The sequence below is a fragment of the Levilactobacillus spicheri DSM 15429 genome, assembly GCF_001435095.1.
GTDB lineage: Bacteria > Bacillota > Bacilli > Lactobacillales > Lactobacillaceae > Levilactobacillus > Levilactobacillus spicheri.
Map to the genome: position 1 here is coordinate 138,147 of NZ_AZFC01000015.1, position 13,150 is coordinate 151,296.

8 protein-coding genes are annotated in these 13,150 nt (G+C 55.5%); 5 read left to right on the top strand and 3 right to left on the bottom strand.

Annotated features, from left to right (window positions below):
• Positions 1 to 40 precede the first annotated feature (40 nt).
• Positions 41 to 1,051, top strand: a complete 1,011-nt coding sequence (locus FD37_RS04520) for a LacI family DNA-binding transcriptional regulator (RefSeq protein ID WP_056963760.1) — start codon at positions 41 to 43, stop codon at positions 1,049 to 1,051.
• A 96-nt stretch (positions 1,052 to 1,147) separates the two neighbouring features.
• Entirely contained in the window at positions 1,148 to 1,603 is a 456-nt protein-coding gene (locus tag FD37_RS04525) for a hypothetical protein (RefSeq protein ID WP_147007742.1), read from the top strand.
• 911 nt (positions 1,604 to 2,514) lie between these two features.
• Here FD37_RS04525 and FD37_RS04530 read toward each other — a convergent pair.
• Together FD37_RS04530 and FD37_RS04535 are read right to left on the bottom strand one after the other, a co-directional pair.
• Positions 2,515 to 4,158, bottom strand: a complete 1,644-nt coding sequence (locus FD37_RS04530) for a peptide ABC transporter substrate-binding protein (RefSeq protein WP_056963764.1) — start codon at positions 4,156 to 4,158, stop codon at positions 2,515 to 2,517.
• Positions 4,159 to 4,657: 499 nt separating this feature from the next.
• Positions 4,658 to 6,301 (bottom strand): peptide ABC transporter substrate-binding protein, encoded by a 1,644-nt coding sequence (locus FD37_RS04535; protein ID WP_056963767.1) that lies wholly within the window; start codon positions 6,299 to 6,301, stop codon positions 4,658 to 4,660.
• 680 nt (positions 6,302 to 6,981) lie between these two features.
• Between FD37_RS04535 and FD37_RS04540 the strand changes: the two genes are divergently transcribed.
• Positions 6,982 to 9,729, top strand: coding sequence for a BspA family leucine-rich repeat surface protein (locus FD37_RS04540; protein ID WP_056963769.1), 2,748 nt, complete (start codon positions 6,982 to 6,984; stop codon positions 9,727 to 9,729).
• A 121-nt stretch (positions 9,730 to 9,850) separates the two neighbouring features.
• Here the strand turns inward: FD37_RS04540 and FD37_RS04545 are convergent, their stop codons facing one another.
• Positions 9,851 to 10,507: an EAL domain-containing protein gene (locus tag FD37_RS04545; protein WP_056963771.1), complete on the bottom strand. Its 657-nt coding sequence runs from the start codon at positions 10,505 to 10,507 to the stop codon at positions 9,851 to 9,853.
• A gap of 508 nt (positions 10,508 to 11,015) precedes the next feature.
• Here FD37_RS04545 and FD37_RS04550 point away from each other — a divergent pair.
• Both FD37_RS04550 and FD37_RS04555 read left to right on the top strand, forming a co-directional pair.
• Positions 11,016 to 12,089 (top strand): AEC family transporter, encoded by a 1,074-nt coding sequence (locus FD37_RS04550; RefSeq protein ID WP_056963773.1) that lies wholly within the window; start codon positions 11,016 to 11,018, stop codon positions 12,087 to 12,089.
• Positions 12,090 to 12,110: 21 nt separating this feature from the next.
• The gene (locus FD37_RS04555; RefSeq protein ID WP_056963775.1) at positions 12,111 to 13,109 is read left to right on the top strand and encodes a 2-hydroxyacid dehydrogenase; all 999 of its coding nucleotides are present in this window, start codon (positions 12,111 to 12,113) and stop codon (positions 13,107 to 13,109) included.
• Positions 13,110 to 13,150 lie beyond the last annotated feature (41 nt).

Below are 13,150 nucleotides of genomic sequence, written 5' to 3' on the forward strand. Positions count from 1 at the left end.
AGAATAGGAATCAGAAGACCAGAGTGAGGAGGTGGCGGCGATGGCGGCCACGATTAAGGATATTGCGAAGGCGGCGGGCGTCTCACCGGCGACCGTTTCGCGGGTATTGGCGAACAAGGAGGGGTTCTTCGGGGCCCAAACGGCGGTCCGGGTCAGAGAAGCCGCCCGGCAGTTGGGCTACCGCAAGAACACGGCGGCCACGGAACTGGTGACCCAGCGGAGCCATGACCTGGCCGTGATCGTCAACGCGACCCAGACCAACTTCGCCAACCAGATCATCGAGGGTATTCAGGCGACGGCCTTTCCGGCGGACCTGAACGTCATCATCCTGTACGCCGGGGATGCCGACGAGGAGCGGCAACGGCGGGCGTTGACCACGGTCATCGAACGGGCGGTCCGCGGGATTCTCCTGTTGTCGGTCAATCTAGCGCCGGCCAACCTGGCGTTACTGCGGTCGACCGAGATTCCCTACACCTTCCTGTCGATTTCCATGCAGGCCCCGCAGACACCGGCCATCACCTCGGATGACTGGCAGGTCGGGTACCAGGCGACCCAGTATCTATTGCAACGGGGGCACCAGCGAATCGGCTTGGCGGCGGTGGACCACCAGATCACGGGACAGCTACGGCTGGCTGGGTACCGGCAGGCGCTCATGGAAGCCGGCGTGCGGCCCGTCGCCGCGTGGTTCCAGGCCGGCGACTACAGCTATGCCGCGGGGCAGCAAGCCATGCAGGCGTACGGGGCCCAGCCCGCGGTGACGGCGGTGCTGGCGGGCAGCGACATGGCGGCCATCGGGGTCATGAACCAGGCGCGTACGCTGGGGCTGCTGGTCCCGGCCGACCTGTCGGTGATGGCCATCGACGGCACGGAGCTGTGCGATATCGTGCAGCCGACGCTGACCAGCCTGACGCAGAGCTTTTACGATATGGGAGTCGCCGGGGTCCGGCGGCTGTTGGCCGACCAGTCCACGCCCCCGCGGGAGACCACCGCGATTCACGTGGTCGAACGGGAGAGCGTGATTGCGCCGCGCGCCCACCGGTCAGATATTTAGGCGATTAACCAAAGACGGGTGCGGCGAAGGCCGACACTCGTTTTTTCTGTGCGGGCGAACTATCCTGAAACTATTCGATGAAGGGGGAGAGGACTTGTGCGAAGGCTAAAACGCGTGGGACTTGGGTTGATGATGGGATTGCTGGCGCTGTGGTTGGGGAACGGCTTGTACGCGCAGGCGGCGACCCGGGTGCCGGCCAATTATGGCGGGAGCTGGTACGCCTATGACGGGGTCCAACGGATCGACCATTACCGGACGTACGCGGTCCTGCGGTTCAACTTAACGCCGCGGACGTTGACGGTGGGCCTGCACGTGACACGGCACGCGAATCTGAGCAAGCTGACCCAGCGCAGCGTCAAACGGGTCCCTGTGCGCCTGCTGCGGCAGAAGACCGGCTACCGGCTGCGAGTGGCGGGCACGACTTATGACCTACGAACCACTCACGTAACGGTGGCCGGAAAGCGGCGGGTCGCCTTGCGGGTAACGGGCAGCGACCACCGCAGCGACCTGGCCTTCCGCACGCCGGTGAAGGCGCTACGGTGGGACTGCTAAGATTAACAAGTTGATTGTAAAAGTTGGCGGCTGCCGATTGCTTCCGCTCAGCTGGGCCGTGACGACCGGGGGCACGACTTCGAGCCGGGAAACCCACCCGCGTTTTGAAGGGCGGCCTAGCGGTCAGTCAGCTGAGGGACGCTGACTGACCACCATTTCACGGCCACCGGCCCAGCTTCGCTCCAGCAATCTTGATATGGCGGTCATTTTGCCACTTCGTCTTAAATGCCGCTGTAGTCGAGTGGCGATGGTGCTTGGCGACAGCACGATAAATTGATACTTATCACCAACTAGCAGGATGCGTATTGTTATATGAATTAAAGTAACGCTCTCTGTTGTGTTTGATGTAAGGGGATGGAATGGTGACCGATGTAACTTGCCAGGATGCCCACCTTCTTAACCAGTGTGATTGGTCAGCGACTATTCAGCACCGTGGCGTCGGCGTTTTTCCCGTGGTGAAATGATTGTTAGTCGGCGTTTTGGGCCGGCTTACAATCAGGCCGAGTTCCGGAAACTCGCGGGTTTAGCGAGGTTTCGGAATCGTGCCCACCTCGGGAAAATGAAGCCGGCAGAACGGTGCGCCAGTCTCCTCAAGGTTGCCAGATAATCACAAAATAATAGTGGCTATTTTCTATCGGACACAGTCTAATGGCTACCAGACAATGTCAGCGCAACAGAGGCGACTTGATGACCGTGGTGAAATTGATGTTAGTCGGCGTTTTTATCCGGCTTACATCAAGGCCGAGCTCCGGAGACCTGCGTCTTTTGCAGGGCTTCGAAGTCGTGCCCACCTCGGTCATCTTGCTCGCCGGCGTGAAGCGAGGGCCATTAGCCATCTAACAAATTTCACCACCAAAAAACCCGTGACGGTTACGAAATCGTCACGGGTTTCTTCTATATATAGAGGTGAATTACTTGGCAATGTAGGTCGTCTTGAAGTCGTAAGGGACACTGGCAGGATTGTAGACGATGTTCTTGACGTTCTTGCGAACCAGTTGGGACTTGGCCGCCTGGTACAGCGGGATGGTCCCCTGGTCGTTCATCAGGACCTGTTCGGCCTTGACCAGGTTGGCCCAGCGCTTGGCCGGTTGGTTGCCGTACTGGTTCTCGGATTGGGTCAGCAGTTTGTCGAAGGTGCTGTTGGACCAACCGGACGTGTTGTAGCTGGAGCCCTTCTCGTAAACGTCCAGGAAGTTGATTGGGTCGGCGAATACAGATTGCCAACCGCTAAAGGTCAGCTCGTAGTTACCGGCGTGTTGTTGGGTGATCAGTTGGACGTACGGGACGGTCTTGATGCTGATGGTCACGCCGGGAAGTTTTTCCAGGGCGCTTTGGACGTATTCGGCGGCCTGCTTGGCGGCGTCGGTGTCGGAGATCGACAGGGTCATGGCCAGCTTCTTGGTGCCGGTCTGTTGGTACCCCTTGGCCAGCAAGCGCTTGGCCCGCTTCAGGTCGTAGGAAACGGCGGACTTGACCGTGGCTTCCTTGCTGAAGTCCTCGCCGGTCTTGGGGTTGTTGCCCATGCCGGCCGGGACGAAGCCGCTCGAGGCGACCGAGCCGTCCTGCAAGACGTTCTTGACCAGTTGTTGGCGGTTGATGGCCGCGGAGAGGGCCTGGCGGATGGATTTATTCTTAAAGGCCTTGACCTTTTTTTCGTTCAAGTCGAGCCGTTGGGTCCCGGTGGGGAGGCGCTTGACGAAGTTCGGGTTGTTCAGGTTGTTCTTGACCTGTTGGCCGCTGAGCAGCGTTTCGTCGGTCTTCTTGGCGTTAAACAGGTTGTAGCTGGTGGTCGTGCTTTCGGTGACCTGCTCGTTGATCTTGGTCAGGTGCACGGCTGACTTGTCCCAGTAGGTCTGGTTCTTGGCGAGGACCCAGGACTTGCTGGTCCCGTTCCACTTGGTCAGCTTGAACGGCCCGTTGGAGACGGTCGTGGCGGAGCTGGTCCCGTATTGCTTGCCGTACTGGTTGACGGCCTTTTGGTTCAGCGGGTAGAAGAGCGGCCAGGCCAGCAACTTCTTGAAGTAGGAGACCGGTTTGGTCAGGTTGACCGTCAGCTGGTACTTGCCGGTGGCCCGGATGCCCAGGGCGCTGAGTGGTTTCTTGCCGGCGTTGACGGCCTCGGCGTTCTTGACCTGGAAGAGGTAGAAGGCGTCCTGTGAGGCAGTCTTGGGGTTGACCGTGCGTTGCCAGGAGTACACGAAGTCCTTGGCGGTCACGGGTTGGCCGTTGCTCCACTTGGCGTTTTTCCGGAGCTTGAAGGTGTAGGTCTTGCCGCCGTTGGTGACCTTGGTGCTGGTGGCCAGGGCGTTCTTGGGGGTGCCGGACTTGTTCAGGCGGTACAGGCCTTCCTGGGTGTTCTGTAAAACGGTGAAACTCAGGGTGTCGGTGGCTTTGGCCAGGTCGGCGGTCGCCAGTTCGGACGATTCGGTCCAGTTGAGTTCCTGTTTGGCGGCGTAGCGGGTGGAACCGGTGCTCTTGGTGGATTGGGTGCCACAGCCGGCGAGGGTCAGCAGGCTGAGGGCGGAAACGAGTAAGTAAGTACTTTTGCGGGTCATTGAAGCCATCTCCTTTAGATATCTATGTATAAAAAAATCGTCCCTATGTCTATGCATAAGGACGATTGCTCGTGGTACCACCTTGTTTTATGGGGGACTCGCGCCCACCATCTCCGTAACTTCTCCCGCGGGAAAAGTCGGCGACGGTAACGGGTCGCGAATCGGGAGGACAGCTTGCACTGCCCACCAGCGAACCAGGCTCATCTTCGTCGTTAAGTTGTAAGCCACCTTCTCAGCTACCGGTGGTCTCTTGTGCTTAGCGGAAACGACTACTCTTCCTGGCGTTGCGTTAAATGATAAAGTTCTAATGTGTCTCTAACAATAAGCGATGGGGCTGGGTTTGTCAACGGGGAATTTTGAAATGGGTGAAGGGGGTGGGGACGGGATTGAGGAGCCCTTTATAGAAGGAATGATCAAAAATAAAATTAAAAAAATGAGAAAAGGCCGCCCGTGCAAAGGCGACCTTTCGATATTTTTAGGAAAAACAGTGGAACCGAAGTTAGCCAGCGACGTAGGCGTGGGTGAAGTCGAACGGCACGCCGGCGGGGTTGTAGATGATGCCCTTGATGTTCGTGCGGAGCAGTTGCGACTTGGCCTGCTGGTAGAGTGGCACGGTGGCCTGGGTCTTCATCAAGATCTTTTCCGCGGCGACCAGCTTGTTCCAACGCTTGGCCGGTTGGTTGCCGTCTTGGTTCTCGGCTTGGTCGAGCAAGTCGTAGAACTGGGTGTTCTTCCAGCCCGTCGTGTTGAAGCTGGATCCCTTGGCAAAGACGTTCAAGAACTCGATTGGGTCGGCGAAGACGGACTGCCAGCCGCTAAAGGTTAGCTGGTAATTACCGTTGGCTTGCTGGGTCAACAATTGCACGTACGGCACGCTCTTGATGGTGATCTTGACGCCGGGCAGCTTCTGCAGCGAACTCTGAACGAACTCGGCAACTTGCTTGGCCTGATCCGTGTCGGCTACGGACAACGTGGCGTCGATGCTCTTAGTGCCGGTTTCCTTGTAGCCCTTGGATAAGAGGGTCTTGGCGCGCTTTAAATCATAGGTCGCACTGCCGGGGACCTGGGACTCCTGGTCGAAGGCTTCGCCGGTCTTGGGGTTGTTGCCGATGCCGTGGGGAACGAAGCCGTTTGAGGCCACGGACCCGTCCTGTAGCACGTCGTTGACCAGTTGCTTGCGGTCGATGGCCGCGGAGATGGCCTGCCGCACAGCGAGACTCTTGAAGGCCTTGATCTTATTCTGATTGAAGTCGAGGCGTTGGGTCCCGGTTGGGAGGCGCTTAACGAAGTTCGGGTTGTTCAAGTTGTTCTTGACCTGTTGGCCGCTCAGCAGCGTTTCGTCAGCCTTCTTGGCGTTAAACAGGTTGTAGCTGGTCGTGGTCGTTTCGCTAACCTGCTCATTGATGGCGGTCAGGTGGACGTTCGCTTTGTTCCAGTACTGGTCATTTTTGGCGAGGGTCCAGGACTTGCTGGTCCCGTTCCACTTGGTCAGCTTGTACGGCCCGTCGGAAACGGTCGTGGCCGAGGTGGTCCCGAACTTCTTGCCGTACTTGTTGACGGCCTTCTGGTTCAGCGGGTAGAAGAGCGGCCAGGCCAGCAGCTTGTTGAAGTAGGAGACCGGGTGGGTCAGGTGAATCTCCAATTGATAATTGCCATCGGCCTTGATGCCCAACGTGCTGGGGGCTTTTTTATTGTGATTGATGGCCGAGGCGTTTTTCACGGCATACATGTAATAGGCGTCTTGGCAGGCTGTCTTCGGATCGAGCGAGCGTTGCCAGGAGTAAACGAAGTCGTGGGCGGTCACGGGATCGCCATTGGACCATTTGGCGTTGTGCCGCAGCTTGACGACATAATCCTTGCCGCCGTTGGTAATCTTGGTGTGCGTAGCAATCGCGTTGGCTGGCTTGCCGTTTTTGTCGAGCCGGTACAGGCCTTCCTGGGTGTTCTGGAGCATGGTAAAGCTGACGGTGTCGGTCACCTTCGAGAGATCAGAAGTGGCGAGTTCCTGATTCTCCGACCAATTCACGACCTGTTTCGCCGCGTATTTCGAATTCCCGTTGTTCCCACTGGCCTGTGAGCCGCACCCGGCAAGCGCCAGGAGGCTGAGGGCCGAAATGAATAAGTACGTTCCCTTATGTTGCATTGAAGCCATCTCCCTTTTCCGATTGGACGCAAAAATCGTCCTTATGTGTAATTACATAAGGACGATTTCCCGTGGTGCCACCTCGTTTTGTGATGGACTCACGCCCACCAGCTCCGTAACTTCTCCCGCAGGAAAAGTCGGTGACGGTAACGGGTCACGAATCGAGCTAACAGCTTGCACTGATAGCCAGCACCCAGGCTCATCTTCGTCGTGAGGTTGTCACCCACCTTTTCAGCTGCCGGTGGTCTCTGGTTGTGAGCGGAAACGACTACTCTTCCTGGTATTGCGTTGAACGATGCACTTCGAATATGCCCCCACATTAATCCGGTTTGAAAGGGTTGTCAACCGCAACATTTAGGTTAGTGGGTGATGGACCAGGGCAAAAATGATGGGTAACTTATAGAAGAATTATGCAGAAAATTTTTTATGAATTTTTTTGCATAAGGGGGCAATGGAACTGGCGAGGCGAAGGATTTTCAGGGGACGGCCGTTGCGAAAAATATGCAGGTCCCCAATAATTGATTGCTAGCTTATTATTAATAATAAAATTAAAATAGTAATCATTCAGTGCAACCGCTTAGTTGGATAATTGTCAGGCAACAAAATAGTCGTTGGTGATGGTTGATGATATAATTCATATAATAAAAGATGTGCGTGTCAAGAATGAGGAGGACGTCAAGATGCGGTATCAATCGGCAATTCTATTGATGGGGCTGACTTTGGGGGGCTTGTTCGTGGGGACCACCGTTGCGGCGGCACCGGCCATTCCGGCCCAGGCGGCAGCGGCCACCACGACCCGGCAAGGCACGATTGGCGAGGGGGTGCACTGGACCCTCAAGGATGCGGACAGCGTCGGGTATGAGTTACACCTGAATGGCGGGACCTTACCAGATAATCCGGTCGATTTAGATGAATTGGTAAAGCCCGGACAGAACGTTTGGGATACTGATAACCCGTGGATCAACGACATCTTTAAGCAGTCGAACGTTAGCAATCATGCCATTGTGAAGATTGTCTTCGATGGACCGGTCAAGACGGGACAGAATGCTCAGTTCTTATTCGGAGGCTTACGGAGTCTCAAGGCCATCGAGCATCTCGACCGGCTGGACACCAGCCAGGCAACGACGATGGCGGGAATGTTTTACATGGACGAGTCTCTGGATAACGCTGCTGATAATCACGAGTTAGATGTTTCCCACTTCGATACTGCGAACGTGACCGATATGTCTTACATGTTTGATGGATTGCATCAGTTGTATCAGATTGATGTGGCGGGATTTGACACCCGGCAGGTCACCACGATGAATCACATGTTTGCTGCGACGGACGGCCTCCAATCCCTGGATGTTGGGCACTTTCAGACGGGTCGGGTCACGGACATGGGCGACATGTTTTCCGGTTGTGGCTACCTTAATGATGATATTAAGTTGAACGTTGCCAGCTTCGACACGCGGCAGGTTACCAATATGGCGGGGATGTTTTCGGCGATAGGAGCTAAAAACCTGACGCTCACCTTTGATACCAGCCGAGTCCGAGATATGTCCCGGATGTTCTGGCGGGCGAAGAACCTGACCAGCCTGGACGTCTCCCATCTCGACACCAGCCAGGTCACTAACATGGCGAAGATGTTCAGCGGTTTGACGCTGACGAGCCTGCCCCTGGACACCCTGAACACCGCTCGGGTCACCAACATGTACCGCATGTTTGCGGACGATACCCAGTTGACGACCCTGACCTTGCCCAACTTTCAGACGGAAAACGTGACCGATATGGGCGGCATGTTTAGTGGCGATACCGCGTTAGCCGCCCTGGATATCCGCAGTTTTCGGACGGGAAAAGTCGTGAACATGGCCGAGATGTTCCAGCAAGACCAGTCGCTCACCAGCTTGGACGTGAGCAACTTTGACACGCGCCAGGTCCTGAACATGCGCGGGATGTTTGCGATGACGTCACAGATTACCCGGTTGGACCTGCGCAACTTTGCGACTCCCAACGTGGTGTGGCTGACGACCATGTTCATGGGGATGAGCAACCTGCAACAAGTCGACCTTTCGTCGGCCTTTCAAACCGGTAACGTGACCGACATGACGTCGATGTTCATAATGGATCCCCAACTGACGACCGTGGACGTCTCCCACTTTGATACCAGCAAGGTCATGAGCCTACAGACCATGTTCGGGGGAGATAGCCGCCTGAAGCAGCTGAACCTGGCTAACTGGAACCTCCAGGGGCCGCGGTCCATCGATGCCGCTTTGCAACAAAAACTGGGCGACATGCTCGATGGCTACACGGGTGCGGGCGTGGCGCTCAGCGTCGAGCGGGTCAACGAGGTGGGGATGTTCTACGGGACCGACCAACTGGCACAGCTGACGTTGGGGTCACGGACCTGGCTCAACGCGGATGACCCTGATAATTTTGCGGATGACCCTGATAACACCAACCCCATGCTGGGTAATCCGCCGGTCTCGACCGCCTACACCGGTAAGTGGCAGGCCGTGGGGAAGGGGACCCCGGCAAACCCGCAGGGACCGGACAGCCTGACTAGCAGCGAGTTGGTGACCCGGTACGGTGGGGCGACCCAGCCGGCGGGGAGCGTGACCTACGTCTGGCAGCCGACCGATGATCACCGGCCCACGCTGCCGGTCGATCCCGGAACGCCCGTCGATCCGGAGAAGCCCGTTGATCCGGGCACACCCGTCGACCCAACGCCGGACCCGGGGACCCCGACGCCCATCGTGCCGCCAGTGAAGCCCACCCCCGAAGTGCCCGTGAACGCCAGCATCAACGCCGTGCGCAAGGTGGGTCTCTATCGCAAGCCGACCTTCACCGCGGCCAACCGGGTGACCTGGTACGCCAAGCGTCCCCGGACGCGGCAACCGCAGTTCGTGGTCACGGGGAAGGCGACCTCGCGGAATGGGGTGGCCCGCTACAAGGTCCGCGACGTCAACCGCCACTCCCGGACCTACCGGCTGACGGGGTACGTGACCACCCGGGCCGCTTACGTGCAACCGACCTACTACGCCCGTACCCAGACGGCCAAGACCATCACGGTCCTGAATCCGCGGGGTGTCAACGGCTATCGGCGAGCGAATCTGACGGGTAAGGTCGTGCACTACCGGCAGGGGCAGTCATTACGCGTCAAACGGCTGGTGACCTACAACCTCACGACGCGTTTCCAGCTGACCAACGGCCAATACGTCACGGCCAACCGCCAGCTGGTCCAGATGGGCCGGCAAACGATGCCGCGACGCATCACCGCGAAACGGTCCCTTTACCGTTACCGGGATGTGAACTTCCGCCGGCGGGTGGGCCACGTCAAGCCTGGACAGGCGCTGACCGTCCTGGGCTGGGATTACTCCGACCACGGCACGTTACGCTACCGTGTCGCCGGGGGCTACGTCACGGCCAACCGGCAGTTTATCCGCTGATCTAAAAATGGGCAGAAAAAAAGACCACCTCGGCGTGATCTTGGCTTCAAGCTATTTTATGTAAACAGAAACGAAAACGGCTTTCTTTAGCATCGCGAGGTGTTAAGGAAGGTCGTTTTCTCTAGCCACAGTAGGGCACGGGTTTGCTGTAATAGTACCCTTGCGTCAGTTCGGCGTTGTACTCTTGGGCCAGGGCAACGTCGTCCTGGTCTTCGATGCCTTCGACGGTAAACCCGAGCTGGTACATGTCAGCCACCGCGCGCCAGGTTTTTAAGCTGCCTAACAGGTCGGCCTGCCGGTGTTGCAGCCGGAAGTTTTGCATCGCGAACTTGATGCCGTCCATGAACGGTAGAATCTCGCGAACCGCGGGATGCCAGGGGTTGTCGGTGCCGACATCGTCGAGGTTCAACTCGATGTGGTAGGCCCGGTACAAGGCGACGTACTGGTGAATCTCGGTTAACGTGGGTGCTTCGGTGAGTTCAACCACCAGCCGCAGTCCCGGGATGGATTTCTTGAGGTGAATCAGGTGACCGATCGTGTGTTGATCGGTGAACTGGGCCCGATTCAGGTTAAAGGCGATTTGGGGGTTGTCCTGGTGGTCACGAAAAATGTTCGTAATCTCTTCGTAGGACAACGACATCTGTTGGTCCATGGGAACCGCGGTAAAATCCTTGGGCGTAACCCAAAAATCATGGCAGTAAGACCGTAATAGGAGCTCATAGCCGGCCAGCTTTTGCGTGACGGCGTTGATTTGTGGTTGTACAAAGAATCGATACATTGAGATTAAGATCCCCTTTCCGTTTGACCAGAATCCCTCTGGTTACGCGTCATTATACAGCCTAATTCCGGAGAATGCGATGGAAAGCGACTATCCAATTCGGCGAACCCGTCACATTAGCTCCGAAAATTCGTCAAATTTACGGCTTTTTCGTTCGCTTATCAGGAGATTACTCGGCGGCAATTGACCGCCAGTTAACCCCGGTGGACCGGGCTTTTTGCAAGTGTTCACTCGCAGGTGAAATGCTTAAATTTTTGACAGTCATGGCGGTTTACAACTTATCTGATTTGAGAGCGATTTATATTGTGGGTTTAACTATTGTTCGAATGCTTCTATAAGTTAGCTGATTAATCGATTGATTTGTGCACCCAATCATTAAGTCGAACCGCTTTTAAGGATTGTCGCTTACATAACTTACAATACTTACATAACTTTCGTTAAGTATACTAGTGAGCAAAGTCGCCGTACACTAAGTGCATATTAAAACAAACATACGGAGGGCACAGACATGAGTGTACTTAAAGCAGTTGAATCCACATTCACAAGCGCTGCAATTATTAGTTCCATCACCTCAACAATTTTCATTATTTTATTAGGGTTTTACTTACGACGGAAGGGAACTTTCGGCGAAAACTTTGGGAAGGTCTTAACGAAAGTCGCCTTGAGTGCGGCAATCCCAGCCCTGGCTTTTAATTCCTTCATGCAACCCATGGACGGGGACGCGTTCCGCCAAGGGATGGGCGTTCTGGTCTGGGGAATCGTTATCTACATTCTCTTGATCTTCGTCACGCCATTCCTTTATCAACGTTACGTGAAGGATGAACGTGAAGTGTTGGCCATCTTGACGACGTTTGGGTCCACGACCTTCTTCGGGATTCCCATCGTTGGGGCCGTCTTCGGGGCCAAAGGGGTTATGTACAGTTCCATCTTCAACATTGGTTACCGAATCTTCCTATACTCATACGCCTACATCAAGATGTCCGGCCTGAAGATGGAAGGTAAGAACATTAAGAAGATGTTCATGAACCCAATCGTGATTGCCACCTTCTTAGGTCTCTTCATGTGGTTAGGCCAACACATGGTGCCACAAGTAACGGTTCACGCCGTGGTCAACGGGGTACAAACGTCTCAATTGACGCAAGTGGCCTTTTACCGGATTGACCAGACGGCCCTGTGGCTCTACAAGCCGTTGACGTATCTGGCAAACTTGTCGTCACCACTGGCTTGGTTAGCAATTGGTGTAACGTTGGGTTCGATTTCCTTCAAGGACGCGGCTTCCGACAAGACGCCATGGTACTACGCTTTCAACAAGGTAGTTATTGTGCCATTATTGAACTTGGTAATTCTCTACCTGTTGAGTGTAACGGGTATCCTGCCTTTGAGCTACGTTGCCGTGGCAACGATTGTGGTCATGATGGCGACGCCAACCGCTTCGGTTGCCTCAGCATACGCGATCAGCTTCGACCGACAAGCCCTGATGGCCTCGAACGCGTCATTGATTTCAACCATCTTGGCAGTTGTGATGATGCCGGTTTGGATTGCTGTTCTGGAAGTCATCAACGGTTTAGGTATCTTTCATTAATTAAAGGAGTGGAGTAAAATTATGGTTAAAATTACGTCTTACGGTGTTCGGCCCATTGAACGGCCCTATTTCGACCAATTAAACACGTTTGGGTTCGACATGAACTACGTCGAAGACCTACTCACTCACGACAACGTGACGGCTTCTGAAGGGTCCGATGCGGTTCTGGTTCGCGGAAACTGTGTGGTTGACCGGCAAAACCTGCAAAAATTCGCAGATTGGGGCATCAAGTACGTCTTCACGCGGTCCGTGGGGTACAACCACATGGACTTGCAAGCGGGCGCAGACTTAGGCATCGAAATGGCCCGGGTACCGGGATATTCACCATATGCCGTTGCCGAATTGGCCTTGACGTTGGGGTTAAACCTCTTCCGTCACGTTAACTTAGCCGTTGACCAAACGCGGCAGGCGAACTTTACGATTAGCCCCGCAATGTTTAGCAAGGAAATCCATACTGCAACCGTGGGAATCGTCGGTGCTGGCCGAATTGGTTTGACGGAAGCTAAGCTGTACAAGGCATTAGGGGCGAAGGTCTTGGCTTACGACCCATACCCATCGGATGAAGCCAAAGCCGTGACGGAATTGTGTGAATTACCTGAATTGCTGGCTCAAAGCGACATCGTGTCCGTTCACGTGCCGTACTTCCCTGGTAAAAACGAAGATCTGATTGATGCAGACTTTGTTCACCAGATGAAAGAGGGCGCCGTCTTGATCAATACCGCTCGGGGTGAGCTGGCCAACGTTCCTGCGATTATTGCGGGATTGGACGCGAACCACTTGACGGGATATGGTACCGACGTTGTCTTGGACGAAGTGGACATTATTGGCCACAAGTTCGCTCAAGCGAGTGACGTTCCGAACGACACCGTTCGTCAACTCATGGCGCACCCGAAGGTCCTGGTAACGCCGCACGTTGGCTCCTACACGGAATCGGCCTTGCAAGACATGATCAGTATCAGTTATCAAAACTTCCACGATATCTTGACGACCGGTCAAACGAAAAACGCGATTCATCTGTAAATAAAATGAAGTAGCCAGCCGAGACTTTTTCGGCTGGCTTT

What these genes read in the sequence shown, in the direction of transcription:
- FD37_RS04520 (WP_056963760.1), top strand. Translation starts at nt 41, where the DNA reads ATGGCGGCCACGATTAAGGATATTGCGAAGGCGGCGGGCGTCTCACCG.
- FD37_RS04530 (WP_056963764.1), bottom strand. Translation starts at nt 4,158, where the DNA reads ATGACCCGCAAAAGTACTTACTTACTCGTTTCCGCCCTCAGCCTGCTG.
- FD37_RS04535 (WP_056963767.1), bottom strand. Translation starts at nt 6,301, where the DNA reads ATGCAACATAAGGGAACGTACTTATTCATTTCGGCCCTCAGCCTCCTG.
- FD37_RS04540 (WP_056963769.1), top strand. Translation starts at nt 6,982, where the DNA reads ATGCGGTATCAATCGGCAATTCTATTGATGGGGCTGACTTTGGGGGGC.
- FD37_RS04545 (WP_056963771.1), bottom strand. Translation starts at nt 10,507, where the DNA reads ATGTATCGATTCTTTGTACAACCACAAATCAACGCCGTCACGCAAAAG.
- FD37_RS04550 (WP_056963773.1), top strand. Translation starts at nt 11,016, where the DNA reads ATGAGTGTACTTAAAGCAGTTGAATCCACATTCACAAGCGCTGCAATT.
- FD37_RS04555 (WP_056963775.1), top strand. Translation starts at nt 12,111, where the DNA reads ATGGTTAAAATTACGTCTTACGGTGTTCGGCCCATTGAACGGCCCTAT.